Source organism: Saccharopolyspora galaxeae, from assembly GCF_016526145.1.
Taxonomy (GTDB): domain Bacteria; phylum Actinomycetota; class Actinomycetes; order Mycobacteriales; family Pseudonocardiaceae; genus Saccharopolyspora_C; species Saccharopolyspora_C galaxeae.
The window spans coordinates 1-18674 of the sequence record NZ_JADDUE010000020.1 but is presented as its reverse complement, the minus strand read 5'-3'; the positions used below and the strand labels follow the sequence as shown (position 1 = coordinate 18674).

Annotated in this window: 19 protein-coding genes and 1 tRNA gene; 6 read left to right on the top strand and 14 right to left on the bottom strand. The window is 71.2% G+C overall.

What is annotated here, in order from left to right; all coding sequences use genetic code 11:
* Positions 1 to 19: 19 nt before the first annotated feature.
* Positions 20 to 93: transfer RNA gene (locus INP57_RS28435), tRNA-Leu, on the bottom strand.
* Positions 94 to 264: 171 nt separating this feature from the next.
* Here INP57_RS28435 and INP57_RS28430 point away from each other — a divergent pair.
* Complete coding sequence (locus INP57_RS28430) at positions 265 to 486, top strand: DUF3618 domain-containing protein (protein ID WP_200073454.1); 222 nt, start codon at positions 265 to 267, stop codon at positions 484 to 486.
* A gap of 24 nt (positions 487 to 510) precedes the next feature.
* On the opposite strand, the gene INP57_RS28425 is transcribed toward INP57_RS28430, so the two are convergent.
* From INP57_RS28425 to INP57_RS28380, 10 genes are all read right to left on the bottom strand, one after another.
* Positions 511 to 1242 (bottom strand): MOSC domain-containing protein, encoded by a 732-nt coding sequence (locus INP57_RS28425; protein WP_200073453.1) that lies wholly within the window; start codon positions 1240 to 1242, stop codon positions 511 to 513.
* Positions 1243 to 1292: 50 nt separating this feature from the next.
* Positions 1293 to 1904: a TetR/AcrR family transcriptional regulator gene (locus INP57_RS28420; protein WP_200073452.1), complete on the bottom strand. Its 612-nt coding sequence runs from the start codon at positions 1902 to 1904 to the stop codon at positions 1293 to 1295.
* Positions 1905 to 1940: 36 nt separating this feature from the next.
* On the bottom strand, positions 1941 to 2243 hold the full coding sequence (locus INP57_RS28415) for a hypothetical protein (protein ID WP_200073451.1): 303 nt from the start codon (positions 2241 to 2243) through the stop codon (positions 1941 to 1943).
* 129 nt (positions 2244 to 2372) lie between these two features.
* Entirely contained in the window at positions 2373 to 2948 is a 576-nt protein-coding gene (locus INP57_RS28410; RefSeq protein WP_200073450.1) for a nucleotidyltransferase family protein, read from the bottom strand.
* Between the two features lie 31 nt (positions 2949 to 2979).
* Positions 2980 to 4410 (bottom strand): NCS2 family permease, encoded by a 1431-nt coding sequence (locus INP57_RS28405; RefSeq protein WP_200073449.1) that lies wholly within the window; start codon positions 4408 to 4410, stop codon positions 2980 to 2982.
* A 188-nt stretch (positions 4411 to 4598) separates the two neighbouring features.
* Positions 4599 to 5093, bottom strand: a complete 495-nt coding sequence (locus INP57_RS28400) for a nucleoside deaminase (protein WP_307850327.1) — start codon at positions 5091 to 5093, stop codon at positions 4599 to 4601.
* Positions 5094 to 5272: 179 nt separating this feature from the next.
* Entirely contained in the window at positions 5273 to 7567 is a 2295-nt protein-coding gene (gene pucD, locus INP57_RS28395; RefSeq protein WP_200073448.1) for a xanthine dehydrogenase subunit D, read from the bottom strand.
* On the bottom strand, positions 7564 to 8931 hold the full coding sequence (locus INP57_RS28390; protein ID WP_200073447.1) for an 8-oxoguanine deaminase: 1368 nt from the start codon (positions 8929 to 8931) through the stop codon (positions 7564 to 7566). Before INP57_RS28390 ends, pucD begins: the two co-directional genes overlap by 4 nt.
* Entirely contained in the window at positions 8924 to 9397 is a 474-nt protein-coding gene (locus INP57_RS28385; RefSeq protein WP_200073446.1) for a (2Fe-2S)-binding protein, read from the bottom strand. Before INP57_RS28385 ends, INP57_RS28390 begins: the two co-directional genes overlap by 8 nt.
* Positions 9388 to 10254 (bottom strand): FAD binding domain-containing protein, encoded by an 867-nt coding sequence (locus INP57_RS28380; RefSeq protein WP_200073480.1) that lies wholly within the window; start codon positions 10252 to 10254, stop codon positions 9388 to 9390. The genes INP57_RS28385 and INP57_RS28380 overlap by 10 nt, the downstream gene beginning before the upstream one ends.
* Positions 10255 to 10680: 426 nt before the next feature.
* Here INP57_RS28380 and INP57_RS28375 point away from each other — a divergent pair, with 426 nt between their 5' ends.
* The 4 genes from INP57_RS28375 to INP57_RS28360 all read left to right on the top strand — a co-directional run bounded on the left by INP57_RS28375 (position 10681) and on the right by INP57_RS28360 (position 15147).
* On the top strand, positions 10681 to 12156 hold the full coding sequence (locus INP57_RS28375; RefSeq protein WP_200073445.1) for a helix-turn-helix domain-containing protein: 1476 nt from the start codon (positions 10681 to 10683) through the stop codon (positions 12154 to 12156).
* Between the two features lie 166 nt (positions 12157 to 12322).
* Entirely contained in the window at positions 12323 to 13543 is a 1221-nt protein-coding gene (locus INP57_RS28370) for a type III PLP-dependent enzyme (protein ID WP_200073444.1), read from the top strand.
* Positions 13544 to 13627: 84 nt separating this feature from the next.
* Positions 13628 to 14029, top strand: a complete 402-nt coding sequence (gene speD, locus INP57_RS28365) for an adenosylmethionine decarboxylase (protein WP_200073443.1) — start codon at positions 13628 to 13630, stop codon at positions 14027 to 14029.
* A gap of 245 nt (positions 14030 to 14274) precedes the next feature.
* On the top strand, positions 14275 to 15147 hold the full coding sequence (locus INP57_RS28360) for a spermidine synthase (RefSeq protein ID WP_233628579.1): 873 nt from the start codon (positions 14275 to 14277) through the stop codon (positions 15145 to 15147).
* Positions 15148 to 15199: 52 nt separating this feature from the next.
* On the opposite strand, the gene INP57_RS28355 is transcribed toward INP57_RS28360, so the two are convergent.
* Together INP57_RS28355 and INP57_RS28350 are read right to left on the bottom strand one after the other, a co-directional pair.
* On the bottom strand, positions 15200 to 16306 hold the full coding sequence (locus tag INP57_RS28355; protein ID WP_200073442.1) for a hypothetical protein: 1107 nt from the start codon (positions 16304 to 16306) through the stop codon (positions 15200 to 15202).
* 224 nt (positions 16307 to 16530) lie between these two features.
* A complete protein-coding gene (locus tag INP57_RS28350; protein WP_200073441.1) occupies positions 16531 to 16878 on the bottom strand; it encodes a histone-like nucleoid-structuring protein Lsr2 in 348 nt (115 codons plus the stop codon).
* A gap of 432 nt (positions 16879 to 17310) precedes the next feature.
* Between INP57_RS28350 and INP57_RS28345 the strand changes: the two genes are divergently transcribed.
* Complete coding sequence (locus tag INP57_RS28345; RefSeq protein ID WP_200073440.1) at positions 17311 to 17796, top strand: histone-like nucleoid-structuring protein Lsr2; 486 nt, start codon at positions 17311 to 17313, stop codon at positions 17794 to 17796.
* Positions 17797 to 17994: 198 nt separating this feature from the next.
* On the opposite strand, the gene INP57_RS28340 is transcribed toward INP57_RS28345, so the two are convergent.
* Positions 17995 to 18195: a hypothetical protein gene (locus tag INP57_RS28340; RefSeq protein WP_200073439.1), complete on the bottom strand. Its 201-nt coding sequence runs from the start codon at positions 18193 to 18195 to the stop codon at positions 17995 to 17997.
* Between the last annotated feature and the right edge of the window lie 479 nt (positions 18196 to 18674).

The following is an 18674-nucleotide window of genomic DNA, read 5'->3' as shown; positions in this document are numbered from 1 at the left end:
AGCAGCATCCGCCGCCTCGTGGGGCCGATGAGAGTCGAACTCACACTGCCTAGGACCTAAACCTAGTGCCTCTGCCTATTGGGCTACGGCCCCGATGGGGTGCCAGCTTAACGGGTGGTGATGTCCGTTGTGTCCCCGACCGGGCGGTTCGGCTGTTCTCCGGCGGTGCCGGGAGGCGGTCGGGACACTGGGAACGGTCGCTGGGTGCGCTGCGGGCGTGTGATCTACGGTGTCCGCAGCAGGGTGTACTTGGAGGAGGACCGCGTGGCCCGTGATCCCGACGCGATCCAGCGCGAAATCGAGAAGACTCGTGACGCGCTGGCTGAGACGCTGGACGAGTTGAGCACGAAGGCGGATCCGAAGCGGTTCGTCGAACAGGGCAAGGCCGGCGTGCAGGAGCGGCTGAACGACCCGAGGGTGCGGTACGTCGCGATCGGTGTCGGTGCGTTGGTCGCCGTCATCGTGGTGCGCAAGATCTTCCGGTGATTGCCGCGGGGTGCGCCCGGCGGGTCACCGGCCCTCCGGGCGCATGACCGCGACTTCGGCTCCGCGGTGCACGGTTCCGCCGCGCACCACGCGCATGATGGTGCCGAACTTGTTGTCGTGTTCGTCGATCAGCCGGGTTTGCAGCGCTTTCCAGCGCGTTCGTCCGCGCGCGTCCCAGCTGGGCACTGCGCAGCGCACGCACGCTCCGGCGCGTTCCCCGGTGATCTCCAAGGTCACTTCGCCCGCGGTGACGGTGGTGCCGGGTTCCCAGTCGAGTTCGCCGAACGGTGCGATGTCCGCGTCCAGGTGCACGTTCGGCCGGAACCGCAGCAGATCCACTTCGTCGCCCATTTCCGCGGTGAGCGCGTCCAGCGTGGACTGCAGCGTGACCAGCACGGTCGGGCCGCGGTCCTGGTTGCCCGCGGCGCTGTGCAGGCTCAGCGGGATGCCGAGGGATTCGGTCAGCGCCGCGGGCAGTTCGGGGTCGTCCCACTTCCAGTGGGTGCCCGCTCCGTCGTGCAGCGTCGGCGGCAGCGCCGGGTCGGCGGCCGCGCCGTAGTCGCTGCTCCAGTGCAGCAGCGCGGGGTTCTGCCGCACGGTCAGCACCGCGCCCGATCGCTTCTCCCGCTCGTCGCGCAGCACGTGCGCCCGGTCGCCGACCATCCCGCCGTCCGCGAACCGCGCCGCGCCGACGGCTTCTCCGCGCAGTGACTTCACCGGCCAGCGGTGCAGCTGCGCCACGTTCCCTCGCGACAAACCGACCTCCTCAGCTCGTTCGCGAGGTTAGCGGTTCGCCCGTGCGCGGTTCAGCGCTGCTTGCGCAACAAGGGGAGCAGGGCCTCGCCGAGCAGCCGGTCCACGAAACGCGTGTCCAGTGGTTCGCCGGTGAGCATCAGGCGGTGCAACAGACCCGCTCCGGCCAGTTCGACGACCGTGTCGACCGGGGCGTCCGGGGCGATCTCGCCGCGCTCCGTGCCCCGTTCCATGATCAGCCGCAGCACGTTGCGCTGCGGGAGCAGGAACGACTCGCGGAACGCGGCGGCGAGTTCGCTCTCGTGCGGCAGTTCGCCGACCAGCGCCTGGGCGGCCTTGCCCGCCGGGCCGGTCAGGAACGTGGCGAAGGCGCGCAGGAATTCGCCGAGGTCGCCCGCGACGCTGCCGGTGTCCGGTTCGGGGATGTTGCGCTGCACCAGCTCGGTGCAGGTGTCGATGACCAGGTCGAGCTTGGATTCCCAGCGGCGGTAGATGGTGGCTTTGCCCGCGCGCGCCCGCGCGGCCACCGCGTCCATGGTCAGCGCGCGGTAGCCGACTTCGGCCAGCACCTCCATGGCGGCGGTGCGCAGGGCTGCGTCCCGGGTCGCGTCCCGGGGGCGCCCGCGCCCGGGCGGGCTGCTGGTCGGTGCGTTCACGGCATCCATCCTAGAGAGGGCGACGGGCTGCGTGCGCGCATCGGATCACCGCGGCGCGTTGCTGGAGGCGTCGGCGGCGGCCGCGGCCTGCCGCGTCGCCTCGTCCGAGAGGCCGTGCCGGGCCTGCAGGTAGGCCGTGCTGAACGCGAATCCGTCGCCGTTGAGCAGGTGGATCACCACGCGGCCGCTGGAGTTCGGGGCGAGGTGCTCGATGATCTGGTCGGCCTGGTCCCTGGCTGCGATGAGACCGGGTGCGCGTGCGGTTCGGGTGTTGCCGTCGGCCGAGACGGTGACGGACCAGTCGTCGCCGTCCGGCACGTAGTTGGCGGTTATGTGTCCCGTTGCCATGTTGCCTCCCCGTCGCGCGGTTGCGGACGGTGACTCCGCGCATCGGCCGGGTGGCGCGCCTGCCTTGCGGGCGTCGCGGCCTCGGCCGTGGCCGCCGAGTCACCTCAGCGTGACCGCCGACTCTACGGGTTAGCCGTCAGCGAGGTCTTCGGGACTGTCGATATCGAAACCTTCCGAGATGCCGTCGCAGCTCACCAGGGTGACGTCGTGCGCACGCAGGTAACCGCGCGCACCCGCGTCGCCGATCGCGCGCTCCGCTGCTGCCCGCCAGTGCGCACGCCCCAGTAACACCGGGTGACTGCGTCGTTGCTCGATCGCGGCAGCGGCGAGGGCGTCCTCGGCGGTGTGCGCGACGACCCGGCGGACGGCTTCGGCGGTGACTCCGGGCATGTCCACGGGCAGCACCGCCGCGGCCGCGACGTCGTCCGGCTCGTCGTCGAGCGCGGTGAGCGCGGCGCGCAGCGACGAGCCCATGCCGCTGGGCCACTCCGGGTTGGGGACCACCGAGACGTTCCGCAGCTGCGCGCGGCTTCGCACTTCGTCGGCCGCGGCGCCGAGCACCACCAGCACGGGTGCACAACCACCTGCGGCGAGCACCTGAGCGGCCCGGTCGACGAGCAGGGCGCCGCGGTATTCGACGAGCGCCTTCGGCTTGCCGAACCGGCGGCCCGCGCCTGCTGCCAGCACGACACCTGCTGTTCGCATGGGCGGCAGATTACTCATCCCCCATTGCTCATCACCCCAGCCGCAGCAGTCCCTCCACGCCTTCGATCCCGAAGTACAGCGCGAACACCGCCGACAGACCGATCAGCAGCCCGCCGAGTTCCCGGGCTCTGCCGGTGCACACGCGGATCGCGCAGAACGCGATCAGGCCCGCACCGATGCCGTTGGTGATCGAGTAGGTGAACGGGATGACCGCGATGGTGAGGAACACCGGCAGCACGTAGCTCGCGTCGTCCCACGGGATGTGCCTGCACTGCGCCATCATCATGCCGCCGACCAGCACCAGCGCCGGAGCCGCCGCCTGCGCGGGAACGACTCCGGCCAGCGGCGTGAACAGGGTCGTGGCCACGAACAGCAGTCCGGTGAGCACGCTGGCCAGCCCGGTCCGGGCGCCTTCCCCGACACCGGCGGCCGATTCCAGGAACACGGTGTTGGGTGCGCTGCCGGTGACTCCGCCCGCCACCGCGCCGAACCCGTCGACCAGCAGGATTCGCCCCATCGCGGGAACCGAGCCGTCGGCGCCGGTGGTCAGTCCCGCTTCCCGGCTCACGCTGGTGATCGTGCCCATCGCGTCGAAGAACCCGGACAGCACCAGGGTGAACAGGAACGCCGCACCGGCCACCGCCCCGGCGGAGGTGAAACCGCCGAACAGGTCGACTCGCCCGAACGTGCCGAGATCGGGCGCGGACACCAGCGAGCCGGGAACCTCGGGGATGATCACTCCCCACTGCTCGGCGGGCACCTCGAACACCGCCTGCACCAGCATCGAGGCCACCGTGCCGACTGCGATGGCCAGCAGGATCGCGCCGGGCACCCGACGGGCCACCAGCACGATCATCAGCAGCAGCGTCAGGCAGAACAGCGCGCTCGGCCAGCCCACCAGGTGCGCGTCCGGGCCGCTGCCGAGCTGCACCGGCACGGTGGTTCCGGCCGAGTCCGGTTTGCGGGTGACGATCCCCGCGCTGACCAGTCCGACCAGCGCGATGTAGAGGCCGATGCCGACGGTGAGCGCGGTCTTCAGCGGCGGCGGGATGGCCAGGATGATCCGCTCCCGCAGGCCGCTGACGGCCAGCACGACGATCGCCGCGCCCGCGAGCACCACCAGCCCGAACGCCTCCGGCCAGGTCATCGCGGGCGCGATGGTGAACGCCACCACCGGGATGACGCCGAGCCCGGCGGCCATCGCCAGCGGCGCGTTGCCGACCACGCCCATCAGCACGGTCATCACGCCCGCGCACAACGCGGTGGCCGTGGTGAGCTGGGTGGTGTTCAGCGTCGCGCCGGTGCGGTCCGCGGCCGAGCCGAGGATCAGCGGGTTGAGCAGCACGATGTAGGACATCGCGACGAACGTGGTCAGGCCCCCGCGGAACTCGCGGCCGACGGTGGAACCGCGCTCGGTGATGCGGAAGTAGCGGTCGATCGGGGCGGACTTCTGGCGCAGCATTGAGCCTCCGTTCGCGACTTCGGGTTTTTCGCGCAGGACGGCGCGGCCCGGTGGTTCCGGGCTCGGGTTCGGGAGTTGCTACCTCGGTGGCAGCGTGCGGAAGGTGGTTCGCGCAGCTGCGGCGCCGATCACCGGCTGATCGCCGCTTGTCGAACCTGTCGGCGGCCTGCGCGGATCCGCGGCAGGCGTCAGTACTCGACCCGGTCGGGCTTGGCCAGCCACCGGTCGAACGGCGCGTTGCGCTCGTCCAAGGCGATCTGGCGGACCTCGGTGGGCCACGGCTTGCCCGGGTCGCGGAACAGGTCGTGGAACGCGCGGTCGTCGAACCCGGCGTGCGCAGCGTCCTCGCGGTCGGCGGCGTAGAGCACCCGGTCCAGCCGCGCCCACAACGCCGCGGCCAGGCACATCGGGCACGGTTCGCACGAGCTGACCAGCACGCACCCGGCGAGGCTGAAGGTGCCCAGCGCGCGGCAGGCGCGGCGGATCGCGGTCACCTCGCCGTGCGCGGTCGGGTCCAGGTCGGCGGTGACCAGGTTGGTGCCGCTCGCGATCCGCCGGCCGCCGCGCAGCACCAGCGCGCCGAACGGGCCGCCGCCTTCGTCGACGCTGCCGGTGGCCATCCGCACGGCTTCGGCCGTCCAGCCGGTGTCGGTGCTCGCCGCGGAATCGGTTTCGGTGGACACAGATCTCTCCCGGTTTCTCGTGAAACGCGCACGGGCGCGCGAAGTGGGTCGGCGGCTCAGTGCCGGTCCCGGTTCTGGTGTTGGCTCTTCTCAAGCGGCCTCAGCCGCTTCCGTCACCTGCGCAGGCCGGTCGGCGGTGCCTGCGGTTCCGCCGAGCGACCAAGTTCGAAGACCCGCGCTCAGATGAGGTGGTGCGGTGCCACCGGCACGTGGGTGAGCCGATGGCCGGTGGCCGCGCGGATCGCGGCGACCACGGCCGGCGTGGTCGAGATCGTCGGCGGCTCGCCCACGCCGCGCACGCCGTAGGGCGCGTGCGGGTCGCCGCGCTCGATGATGTCGATCTCCATCGGCGGCATGTCAAGGATCGTCGGGATCAGGTAGTCGGTGAACGACGCGTTGCGCATCTCCCCGCCGCTGACCTGCACCTCCTCCATCACCGCGAGCCCGAGGCCCTGCGCGGAGCCGCCCTGGACCTGCCCGATGATCGCTTCGGGGTGCACCGCCTTGCCGACGTCCTGCACGCAGTCCAGCCGCACGACCTTGACCAGCCCGAGTTCGGTGTCCACGTCGACGATCGCGCGGTGCGCCGAGAAGGCGTGCTGCACCTGCACCAGCTCGCTGACCCCGTCGGCGTCCATCGGCAACGTCGGCCGGTGGTGGTATTCGCGGGTCAGCTCGATCACCTCGTCGCCGAGCACGTCGGCGAGGTCGGCGAGCACCCCGGCCCGTTCGGAGACGACCTTGCCGCCCGCCAGCGACAGCGAGCCCGGTTCGAGACCGTGCTGTTCGGCCGCCCGTTGCAGCACGAGCCCCCGCACCGCTGCGCAGGAGGTCTGCACGGCCCCGCCGGTGACGTAGGTCTGCCGCGACGCCGAGCTCGACCCGGCGGCGCCGACGGAGGTGTCGTTCGGGTGGATCACGACCCGTTCGACGCCGAGCTCGGTCCGCGCGATCTGCTGCTGCACCGTCACCAGGCCCTGACCGACCTCGGCGGCCGCGGTGTGCACCTCGGCGAGCGGCTCGCCGCCGACGACCGCGAGCCGCACCCGCGCGGTGGAGTAGTCGTCGGCGCCTTCGGAGTAGCAGATGTTCTTGATCGTGACGCCGTAACCGATCCCGCGCACCACGCCTTCGCCGTGCGTCGTGTTGGACACCCCGCCCGGCAGGTCGCGGATGTCGCGGTGCTGCGGCCGCTCGGGCAGCGGGATCGTCTTGAGCCGTTGCAGCAGCTCGGCCACCGGCGCCGGGTAGTCCAGCCGCTGCCCGGTCGGGATCTGGTCGCCCTGCGCGATCGCGTTGCGGATGCGCAGATCAGCAGGGTCCACGCCCAGCTCATCGGCCAGTCTGTCCATTTGGGACTCGTAGGCGAAAGTGGGCTGCACCGCGCCGAGCCCGCGCATCGCACCGCACGGCGGGTTGTTGGTGTAGAGGCCCCAGGACTCGATGTCCACATTGGGCACTCGATACGGCCCGACGCCGAGCGTGCTCGCGTTCCCCACCACCACGGGGGTTTTCGACGCGTAGGCGCCGCCGTCGAAGTACTGCCGGGCCTTGACGTAGACCAGCGTCCCGTCCCGGGTGGCGCCGTGCTCGTAGTACATCTTCGCCGGGTGCCGGTGCACGTGGCCGTGGAACGACTCCTCCCGGTTGTAGACCATCTTCACCGGTTTCCCGGTGTGCAGGGCGAGCAGGCACACGTGCACCTGGATCGACAGGTCCTCCCTGCCGCCGAACGCGCCGCCGACGCCGGACAACGTCATGCGCACCTTCTCCTCCGGCAGGTCCAGCGCGGCCGCGGTCTGCTTGCGGTCGGAGTGCAGGTCCTGCGTGGCCAGGTACAGGTCCACCCCGCCGTCCTCGGCGGGCAGCGCCAGCCCGGACTCCGGACCGAGGAACGCCTGGTCCTGCATCCCGACGGTGTAGACGCCGGAGACCACGACCTCGGCGGTCGCGGCCGGGTCGCCCTTGCGGATCACCTGGTGGCGCACCACGTTGCCGTGCTCGTGCAGCTTCGGCAGCGAGTCGTCGTGCGCGACCAGCTCGGCGTCGAGGACCGGGTCGAGCACCTCGTAGTCCACCTCGATGCGCTCCAGCGCGCGGCGCGCCGTCTCCGGGTGGTCGGCGGCGACCAGCGCGACGGCCTCGCCCTTGTACCGCACGACGTCCTCGGCCAGCACCGGCTGGTCCTGCTCCTTCAGCCCGTACCGGTTCGGGCCCGGCACGTCTTCGGCGGTCAGCACCGCGTGCACGCCGGGAACCCGCAACGCAGGTCCGATGTGGACCGAGCGGATCCGGGCGTGCGGGTGCGGACTGCGCAGCGTGGCGCCCCACAGCATGTCCTCGGCCCACAGGTCGGAGGAGTAGGCGTACTCGCCGCGCACCTTCAGCGTGCCGTCCGGGCGGATCGGCGATTCCCCGACTCCGCCGGTGATCCCGGTGTCGAGGTGTTGCGGGCTGCGGGTCGGGCCGCTCATCGGGCTACCTCCTGTGCGTTCGCCCGGATCCGGTCGGCGGCGCCGCGCAGTTCCCGGGTCAGGTCCACTTCGGACACCGGGAGCAGGTGTCCGTCCCGCACGACGATCCGTCCGCCGCGCACCAGCAACCGCAGTCTTGGCAGCGGGCCGAGCACCAGCGCGGCGACCGGGTCGGCGATGCCCGCGTGTCCCAGGTCGTCGAGTTCCCACACCGCCACGTCGGCGAGCTTGCCCGGCGTGAGCGAGCCGATTTCCTGTTGCCTGCCAAGGCAATGCGCCCCACCGAGCGTCGCCGTCCACAGCGCCTCGCGGACCGACAGGGCGCGCGGCCCGTGCTGCGCGCGGGCGGTGAGCAGCGCTTGCCGCATCTCCTCGCCGAGACCGCCTGCTTCGTTGGAGGCGACACCGTCCACGCCCAGCCCCACGTGGACCCCGGCGTCGAGCATGGCGCGCAACGGTGCGACACCGGCGCCGAGGCGGCCGTTCGAGCTCGGGCAGTGCGCCGAGCCGGTGCGTGTCTCGGCCAGTCGCGCGACAGCCTCGTCGGCGAGGTGCACGGTGTGCGCGAGCCACACGTCCGGCCCGATCCAGCCGAGCTCGTCGGCGTGCTCCGCGGGCGTGCGGCCGAATTCGGCGAGGCATTGCCGCTGCTCATCGACGGTTTCCGCGAGGTGGGTGTGCAGCCGCACGCCGCGCGATCGCGCCAGCTCGGCGCTGCGGCGCATCAGCTCGGTGCTCACCGTGAACGGCGAGCACGGCCCCGCCGCCACCCGGATCTGCGCGTCCGGAGCCGGATCGTGGAACCGGGCGATCGCCTCGTCCGTCCCGGCGAGCGCGTTGTCGATGTCCTCGACCAGGGAATCCGGCGGCAGGCCGCCGTGGGACTCGCCGCGGTCCATCGAGCCGCGGACCGCGTGCAGCCGCAGTCCGATCCGCCGGGCGGCCGAGACCACCGCGCCGAACACGTCGCCGCCGTCGTCCGGGAACACGTAGTGGTGGTCGGCGACCGTTGTCGCACCGGACAGCGCCAGCTGCGCCAGCCCTGCCGAGGCGGCCGCGTGCACGATCTCCTCGTCCAGCCCGGCCCACACCGGGTACAGCCGGGTCAGCCACTCGAACAGCGTGGAATCCGCCGCGTACCCGCGGGTCGCCCACTGGTAGAGGTGGTGGTGGGTGTTGATCAGACCCGGAGTGATCAGGCAACCGCTGACGTCCATCCGCCGGCCGCCGGGTTCCGGGCCGCCCGGCCCGACCGCGGCGATCCGGTCGCCGTCGAGCACCACGTGCCCTTCCGCGTGCTCCGGACCGTCCACAGTGGCCACCGCTGCGCCGTGCAGCACCAGTCGTTGCGGTCGCTCAGCCATGGGCGGCCTTCCGCTCGGCGGCCAGCCGCACCGCATCCATGATCTTCTCGTAGCCGGTGCAGCGGCAGAGATTGCCCGCCAGCGCCTCCCGGATCTCCGCATCCGACGGCGCAGCCCGGTGCGACAGCAGATCATCGGCCTGCACCAGCAACCCCGGCGTGCAGAACCCGCACTGCACGGCACCGGCATCGAGGAACGCCTGCTGCACCTCGCCGAGCCGCTCGCCGTCGGCGAGCCCTTCCACCGTGCGGACCTCGCGGCCGTGGGCCTGACCGGCCGCGACCAGGCAGGCGCACGCGGTGACGCCGTCCAGGCTCACCGTGCACGAACCGCATTCGCCCTGCTCGCAAGCGTTCTTCGAGCCCGCGAGGCCCAGCCGTTCGCGCAGCACGTAGAGCAGGCTTTCGCCTTCCCACACATCGTCGGCCGTGTGCGGGCGGCCGTTCACGGTGAGCTTCAGGCGCATTGCGACCTCCCGGTGCGGTAGTCCTGCCAAACCCTGCGCAGCGTGCGCCGCGCCAGCACGCCGACCGCGTGCCTGCGGTAGTCGGCGGTGCCGCGCACGTCATCGATCGGCCGGGTCGCCGCGGACACGAGCTCGCCGAAGCGCTGCGCGGTCCGCTCGGGGAGTTCACCGGCGTCCCAGTCCAGCTCCGCGGCGAGGAAGTCCTCGGCCTCGGTCGCGCGGAACGGCGTCGGCCCGGCCGACCCGACGCCGGTGCCCACCCGCTGCGACTCTGGGTGCAGCGAGACCGCGAACGTGCACACCGCGATCACCATCGCGTTGCGGGTGCCCACCTTCGCGAACTGCTGCGGGCCGGAAGCGGGGGAGACGTGCACGGCGGCGATCAGCTCGTCCTCGGCCAGCGCGGTGCGCTTGACGCCGGTGAAGAACTCCGTGATCGGGATCGTGCGACTGCCGCGCACCGACTCCACCTCGACCAGCGCGTCCGAGGTCAGCAGCGGTGGATGGCCGTCCCCGGCCGGTGAGCCCGACCCGAGGTTGCCGCCGAGCGTGCCGCGGTTGCGGATCTGCGGCGAACCGACGGTGCGGGCGGCCATCGCCAGCCCCGGCAGCCGGTCGCCGAGCTCGTCGATCAGCCGGGTGTAGGGCAGGCCCGCGCCGATCCGCAGCCGCCCCGCCGACTCCGACCAGTCGGCGAGCTCGCCGATGCCGGTCAGGTCCAGCAGCGCGTCCGGGCAGCGGTGCCCGAAGTTCACCTCGACCATCACGTCCGTGCCGCCCGCCAGCACGGTCGCCGCCGGTCGCTCGGCCCTGAGCCGCAGGGCTTCGCGCCACGAGTCGGGACGGAGGAATTCCACGTTCGCCTCCCGCATCGGCCGTCTCTCCGAGCCCCAGTACACAACCGGTGCCGACGCGTTGACCAGCGGTGAAAACTCCGAAAAGGGGACGCCCGAACCCGCCGATCTTCGTACCTTCCTACGAACACCCCGCCCCCGGAAGCGAGTGCAGCTCCCGTTCGGCCCACTGGGTCGGTCGAGCGGGTCGTTCACTGCGGACGGCTTGCGCGGGCCGGGTGGCGCCCGGGCGTGTCGGCCTTGGGGCTGCGGAAGTGAGTGAGAGTCCCGTTCGCCCCACTAGGTTGGTCGAACGGGTCGTTCACTCCGGATGCGCTTGCGCCGAGCGGGTGGCGCCCGGGCGTGTCGGCGTCCGCGCGAGAGCGGTTCGCTCAGCGGCTCAGGGCCGATCCGTTCACCTGGCGCGAGCCGCGGGTGCACAGTGTCGGGGTGCTGCTCAGCGATCTGCTCGCCGACCCGGAGCTCGGCCTGTCCCCGCTCGCGGAGGCCGGCGACCCGGTGCTGCGCGGCGTCTACATCACCGACCTGCTGGACCCGCGCCGCTACCTCGCAGGCGGAGAACTCGTGCTCACCGGCATGATGTGGCGCACCGGCCCGGACGACTCCGAGCGCTTCGCCGCCGCCATCGCCGATGCGGGCGTGGCCGCGCTCGCCGCAGGCACCGCTCGCCTCGGCAGCACCCCGCCCGACCTGGTCGAGGCTTGCCGCAGGCGCGGCGTGCCGCTGGTGGAGGTCCCGCTCGCGCTGAGCTTCGGCACGCTGTCCGAGCGGGTGATGGCCGCGAACCGCGCCCCCGGCCGGGACTGGGTCGCGGCCGTGGCCGCCGGAGCCGACCTCGAGCAGGTCTTCGACCGGGCCGCCGCGGAACTCGGCGCGGACTGCTGGGCGCTGTCGGCCACCGGCCGGATCGTCGCGGGCTCGGCCCCGCTGCCGCAGCGGGACGAGCTGGTGCGCGACTACCTGACCGGCCGCACGACGCAGCAGTTCGCCGTGCGCACGGTCGGCGAGGGGAGCGGCCCGCGGATCGCGCACTGGTTCGTCGTGGTGCGCTCCGCCGCATCCGCGGCCGCCGAGCTCGCCACCGTCGCGGCGCTGGTGCGCACCCGGGTCGACCAGGCCCGGCAGATCGCGGGCCAGTCGGTGGAGTCCGCGCTGCGCCGCTTGCTGGACGGCACCTCCAGCGCGGCGGAAGTCGTGGCGCGACTGGAAACCGTCGGCCTCCCGGCAGGCGAGCCGGCACGCGTGGTGCTGCTGTCCACCGGGCAGGACCCGGTGGTCGAGCCGGACTCGGCCGACGCGATCGCCGTGCTGCGCGAGTTCGCCGCCGCCACCGGACTCGCCTCGGTCACCGCCCCGCTGCGCGACGGCGCCGCCGCGGTGTTCGCCGCCGACGAGCGGCGGCTGGCCGAACTCCCGGACCGCTTCCGCGAGCTGCTCGCGCACGCCGAACCCGCACTGCGCGCGCAAGCGGGCATCAGCGACGTCCGCGACCCGGGCAACCTCCGCGCCGCAGTGGAGGAAGCCGGCTACGCGCTGCAGCTCGCCGAACGCGCCCCGAGCAACTCGGTGGTGCCCGCGGACGAACTCGCCACGCACCGCGCGCTGCTGGCCGCGGTGCCCGCCGAGCTGCGAACGTCCTACCGGGAGCGGGTGCTCGGGCCGCTGTTCGCCTACGACGCGGCGCACGCCGCCGATCTCGTCCGGACGCTGCGGATGTTCTTGGAATGCGGCGGCTCCTGGTCGCGTTGCGCCGGGAGCTTGCACATCCACGTGAACACGCTGCGGTACCGGATCGGGCGGGTGGAGCGGATCACCGGCAGGGACCTCGGGAACTTCTCGACCCGAGTGGACTTCCACCTCGCGCTCGGGCTCGCGGCCGAAGACGCCGCCGCGAGCCGCGGGTGAGTCGTGGGAGTGGTCACAATCCACTCCGACGACCGGGGGAAGTCACCCGAACGGTTCGTAATCCGCAGCTCGGACCGGTACTCTGCTTGGTCGGCACGCAGCGCCCCGCTGCGTCGACCGGACCCGGAAACCACGCGAGGCCACGCGGAACACGGAGGTAACGGGATTGACCGACCTGTCCGCCACCACCGGTGTGACGGACCGCCCGAGCGACGAGACCGTCGCCGGAAGCGCGGCACGTTCAGCTGAACGGATCCGGGGACACCTGGACCGCGCGGTACTCCCGACCCCGTGCCTGGTGCTGGACCTGGCGGTCGTGCGCGAACGCCACGCGCAGCTGCGCGAGGCGCTGCCGGACGCGCGGATCTGCTACGCGGTCAAGGCCAATCCCACTGCCGAAGTCGTCTCCTCGCTGGTCGAGCAGGGCAGCTCGTTCGACGTGGCCAGCCCCGGTGAGATCGACCTGTGCCTGGCGCACGGCGCCGCCGCGGAATCGATCTCGTACGGCAACACCATCAAGAAGCGGGCCGACATCGCCCGCGCCTACGAGCAGGGCGTGCGGCTGTTCGCCACCGACAGCGACGCCGACCTCGCCAAGATCGCCGAAGCCGCGCCGGGCTCGCAGGTGTTCTGCCGCGTGTTCGTGGACAACGAGGGATCTCGCACCCCGTTCGGCCGCAAGTTCGGTTGCCCGCCGGAAACCGCGGTGCGGCTGCTTGCCCGCGCCGCCGAACTCGGCCTCGACCCCTGCGGGGTGTCGTTCCACATCGGATCGCAGCAGCACGACGCGGCCGCGTGGGAGCACGGCATCCGCGCCGCCCGCGAAGTCTTCGACGGCGCCGCGCAGCGCGGTGTCGCGCTGCGGATGGTCAACCTCGGCGGCGGACTTCCCGCCGAATACACCGAATCCGCTCCGCCGCTGGCCGACTACGCCGAGCGCATCGAACAGGCGCTGGACCGCGAATTCGGCGCGCAGCGCCCGGAACTGCTGATCGAACCCGGCCGCTTCCTGGTCGGTGACGCCGGCGTGCTGCGCAGCGAAGTCGTGCTGGTCGCCGCGGAGACCGGCAGCGATCGGCGCTGGGTCTACCTGGACGTCGGCCGCTACAACGGGCTCGCCGAGACCGAGGGCGAAGCCATCACCTACCGGCTGCGCACCGCCCGCGACGGCGACCCGGCCGGCCCGGTCGTGCTGGCCGGACCGACCTGCGACGGCGACGACGTGCTGTACCAGCGCGCGGACTACGAGCTGCCGCGCACGCTGCGCGACGGTGATGTCGTGGACCTGCTCAGCGCAGGCGCTTACACGGCCAGCTACGCCTCGGTCGGGTTCAACGGTTTCCCGCCGCTGCCCACTTATTGCATCGACGGGCACGAGCGACCCTGACCGCTGCGGCCCCGCCCGGCCGCAGCGGTAGCTACCGAAACACGTTCACCAGGCGAAATCTGTGAAATGTTGGGAGGTCGATAGATGTCGATTGATGCCGGAACCCTGCAGCCCGTCGGTCTGTTCACCGGGCAGCACGTCCTCGCCGAGCTCGAAGGCGTGGCCGAGCAGCTACTCGACGACGAGCAGTTCCTCAGGGACACGCTGCACAGTGCGTTGAGCCGCTCGCAGGCCACGGTGTGCGAAGTGATCGCCAAACGGTTCGAACCGCAAGGCGTCACGGTGCTGGCATTGCTGTCGGAATCCCATGCCTCGCTGCACACCTATCCCGAAGAGGGCTCGATCTTCATCGACGTGTTCACCTGCGGGCACACCGCGCAACCCGAACGCGCGGTGGAACTGCTCGCCGAGGCGCTGCGGCCGGAGTCGGTGAACACCCGCACGATCCGCCGGGGCCGCGACTACCCGGAAGAACTGGCGTCGTGACCGGTGCTCGCCGGCCCGCCGCAGCGTGGGCCGGCGAGCAACGCTCCACAATGGACATACGATGCGGCGCGCCGGCGCCCGGCACGCGCAGCGGTCCGGGCCGGGCGCGCGCGACATCCTGGCGCGCCGCGGCCGAACACCCCACCTGCGCGGCGCGCTCTGCCACACTCGTCCCGCCGGGCGCGTTCTCCGCCCCACCGGGCGACATCCCCCAACGCGGGCGACATCTTCGAGGAGGAGCACCGTTGATCGAACTCGACGGGCAACGCTGGGTCAGCGAACCCCTGGGTGCCGACATGCGCAGGCTCTGGCGGGTCGACGAAGTGCTGTGGGAGGGCGACACCGCCTACCAGCACGTGCTGATCGGCCGCACCGGGCAGGGCGCCTCGCTGTTCTGCGACGACGACCGGCAGAGCACCGAGTTCTCGCAGCTGGTCTACCACGAGGCGATGGTGGTCCCCGGATTCCTGCTGGCAGGCAAGCTGGACCAGGTGCTGATCATCGGTTCCAGCGAAGGCGTGGTCAGCGAGCTCGCGGTCGCCGCGGGCGCCACCCGGGTCGACCACGTGGACATCGACCAGGAGTGCGTCCGCCGCTGCGCCGAGCACCTGCCCTACGGCTACCGCGCGCAGGACCTGCCCGCGCTCGAACGCGGCGAAGGTCCGATCACCCTGCACTACGCCGACGGCTGGAGCTTTCTGGACCAGGCCCCGCCGGAGGGCTACGATCTCGTCGTGGTGGATCTGCCGGACGAGCAGGCCGAGGACGCCGACGGGCAGCACAACCGGCTCTACGGCCTGGAATTCCTGCAACGCTGCCAAACCGTGCTCGCACCGGGCGGCGTCGTCGCGTTCCAGGCGGGCTGCCCCACGATCTGGCGCAACGAGACGCTGATCCGGTCCTACAACCGGTTCCGGTCGGTGTTCGAGACGGTGACCTACTTCGGCTCCGACGAGCACGAGTGGTCGTTCCTGTTCGGCCGCGCCGATCCGGTGGACGACCCGACGAACGTGATGCTGGACGCGCTGCCGAACAGCAAGTACCAGCCGCAGACCATCGACGACGCCAGCCTCATCGGTTGCACCGTGCCACCGCACGCCGTGCGCCAGCAGAGCTGAGCCGACCGCGAACCGCCCGCCGGAACACCGCGTCCGGCGGGCGGTTCGCGTTTCAGAGGAAGTGCAAGTAGGGGTGCAGCGCGCCGGTGCCCGCCGCGGGGCTGAACCACTTGTCGAACGACAGGCCGCGCTCGCGCAGCCCGGCTTCGACGTCCGCGGTCAACGTCTCCTCGGCGCTGTCGTCGAGCTGCACGTCGACGTCGTAGAGCTCTTCGTGCGCGGTGCTGGTGAACGCGGCCGCGGTGAACTTCGCGAAGATCGGTGCGCTGTCGGCCCACTCCAGCAGTTCCGCGGCTTCCAGCAGCACTTGCGCCTCGTGCACGATCAGCCGCAGCGCCAGCGCCTCGGCGACGCAGCGCGGCGGCACCCATTCGGTCGCGGCCAGCCGCTCGGACACCGCGGCGGACGAGAGCAGGAACGCGCGCGCGAAGGTCGAGTCGTAACGCTGGTCGTAGCAGGGCGGCAGTTCTTCGAGCACCAGCAGGCCGGCGGCTTCGTCCACGGTGGCGTTGTTGATCGCCAGCGACAGCTCGTCGTAGAAGATCTCGTCGGTGACCACTCGGACCGCGTGGATCAGCGCGCCCGCGGCCAGCTCGGCCTTTCCCGCGGCCGCGTCTTCCGCAGCGCCGGTGCTTTCCGGGGTGAACGCCTCGGCCCCGAACGCGCGCAGCCGACCGGCGCATTCCAGCAAGGTGTCCCGCCAGCGCTCGGTCTCCCAAGCGGGTTCCGCCGAGGAGGACTCCAGCGCCTCCTCGACCGCGGCCTGCAGCTCGCTGGAGGCGCTGTCCGGCGCGGTGAGTTCGTCGGCCCCTGCGAGGCTCTGGTTGAACTCGTCCTCGGTGATGCGCACCGACGAGTCGGCCACCGTCCACGACGACAGCTGCTCGATCTCGCCGAGCAGCTCGTCGAGCACCGTCGCGCCCGCCCATTCCGCCGCGGCCAGCGAGGGGGCGTCCAGCACCAGCACCACGTTCGCCCGGTCCGGCTGGGTGGAGATCCGGAAGTCGAGCACGTCGATGTCGGTCTCTTCCGGACCGGTGACGCCCTCCACCAGCGCGAGTCTGCGATCCAGCAGCGCGACGACACCTTGCTGCTGCAAGGCGTCGAGTTCCTTGACCGCCGCCGGCGGTTCCAGTTCGGCCGTCACCACGTAGTCCACCGCTGCTCGCCTCTCCTTTCCGGGATGCCCGGCATGTTACGTGGCCAACCCGGCCGGGACCCGGTTGCGGGGAGATCTGCCGAGCCGCTCGTTTCGGCCATTCCCGGCGGCCGCCGAGAACCCGGGTGCGAGTTCGCGGCAGCGGGCGGAATGTTGCGAGGTTCGCGCGCGGCTAGCGGCGAAATGTTCCGGTCCGCCGCGGCCCTCGCAACATCCCGGGTGCCTCACTTGGCCTTGTCGTAGGCTTCCACGATCTCCGAGGGAATCCGGCCCCGATCCGACACCTGCATCCCCTGCGTCCGCGCCCATTCCCGAATGGCCTGGTTGCGCTCCCGATCCGCCGCGGTGGGTGCGGCGGAGGGGGACTTGCCCGCCTTGCCGCCCGTCCGCTTCCGGCCGCCGGTGCGGCGCGCGTGGGAGACGTACGACGCCAGCGAGTCCCGCAGTTGGGCGGCGTTGTCGGCGGACAGGTCAATGGTGTAGTCGACGCCGTCCAGGCTGAACTCGACCGTCGACTCCGCTTCCGACCCGTCGACGTCGTCGACGAGCTGCACTGTGACCTTCTGCGCCACTGGTAAACCCTCGATTCCCGGTTCGTTTTTCCTGGCCTTCGCGCAAGAGCTTACGACGAAGAGCGGGGGAACAATAAACGATTGTTGCGAAAATGTGCCACCCCGGTCCCGGGTGCGCGGCTGCGCTACCTGGATCCGCTACTCGGCTGCTTGTGCTGCATATTACTTTCTCGATTTCGCGGCGATCGGCTACCGTGGCCTCGGGTGGTTCGCCCGTCGGCCCGTCCTCCGGGTGGCTGTCGGCTCCTGGGAGTCGAACGGCTCGAGGACCACGTGCCCCCGCACGGCGGTTCTCAACCGCCGGTGGTGCTGTTCTATCGTTGACCGCGAGACAACAGCGATGCTGCGTGCTACAACGTTGGTCAGGGTCGCAGGTGTCTCGCCTGCAGGTGTCGCGGATCGAGACGGGGCACGTTCCCGAGACAGGTGATCATGGCCGAGCGGATTCAGGTCGAACTCGTCGACGACATTGACGGGTCGCCAGCCCAGCAGACCGTCACTTTCGCGCTGGACGGCGTGACCTACGAAATCGACCTGAGCGAGCAACATGCGCGGCGGTTGCGGACGCTGTTGGCTCGCTACATCGAGCGGGCGACGGTGCCCGGCAAGGAGCGGGAACAAGAACGCGCCGCACCGAGCAAACGCCACGAACGCGAAGAACGCGCGGCCCGCCAGGCGAACCGCGCGCTCACCGAAGAGATCCGGGGCGCCGCGCAACGCACCAAGGATCGGCTCAGCAAGCAGCAGGACGCCGAGCCGGGAGCCGAGGAACCGGAAACCGAGGTCGTCGAATCCCCCGCTGCCTCCCTGCCGCAGCGCGATGAGCGCGGGCAGCGGGACGAGGATCAGCAGGACGACGGGCAGACCGCGGCGGTCCCGGCGGTGTCGTTGCCGCAATTCTCGTCCGCGGTGGACTGACTTCCGCTCCTGGTCCCGGTACCGCAGCGGCCGGGCGTCATGACCGGTTCGCAGGCCGAACCGACGGCAAGACGCAAAGAACCGCATCGTGGGTCTTCCGCGATGCGGTTCTTCTTGTTCCCAGTGTTCGTTCCCGGCCCGTGCTCGTTCGCGCGGTCCGTTCTCGCGCGGGCGCGCGTGTGCGAGCTCGCCGCGGACTCAGTCGTCGGCGCGGTGCCTGCGCTTCTTGCCGCGGCCTTTGGAGTTGTGGTGCTTCGCCGGTTCGGCTTCGGTCGCGGCGGGCTCGGCGTTCTCGGCCAGCGCCGCGGCGAACTCGGGGGGAGCGCTCAGACTCCAGTTGTTCTCCTCCGGGTCGATGAGTTGTTCCTGCAACTCCGTGTAGATCGGTGTCGAGTCCACCGCTTACCCCCGTCCTGTCGGTCGGCCCTCTTGGTCGACGATCGACGCTACCGGCGCGCGGGCGCGATCGATCGCGGAACGCTCGGTGATCACCCGAAGGTGGGGCGCCCCGGCGGGCTCATCCGACGGGCCATTCGCAAGCCTCCATCCGGGTGATGCCGTGATCGCCCGACGTGACCTGCAGTTTCAGCATCAGGTGGGGGGGCGGTTTCAACGATGTTTTCCGGGGCCTGTAAGTTTCTCTCCGTCAGCGCGGAACGGGCCGGAAACGAAACGGACCGGGCGGTGACGGAGTCCGGGGCCGAAAGGCTGCGGGCGGTGGAGAACTTCAAAGCAGGATCGACCGCGGGCCGGTTCAGCGCGGGTGACCGTGAGGTGACCCCCCTGAAAACGGCGGGGTTCGGGCCTGCTAGAGTTTGAAACATCAGCAAGACGAAGAGATGACTCCCCGGGGTTTTGGTGCCTGGTTGGTGCTGGGG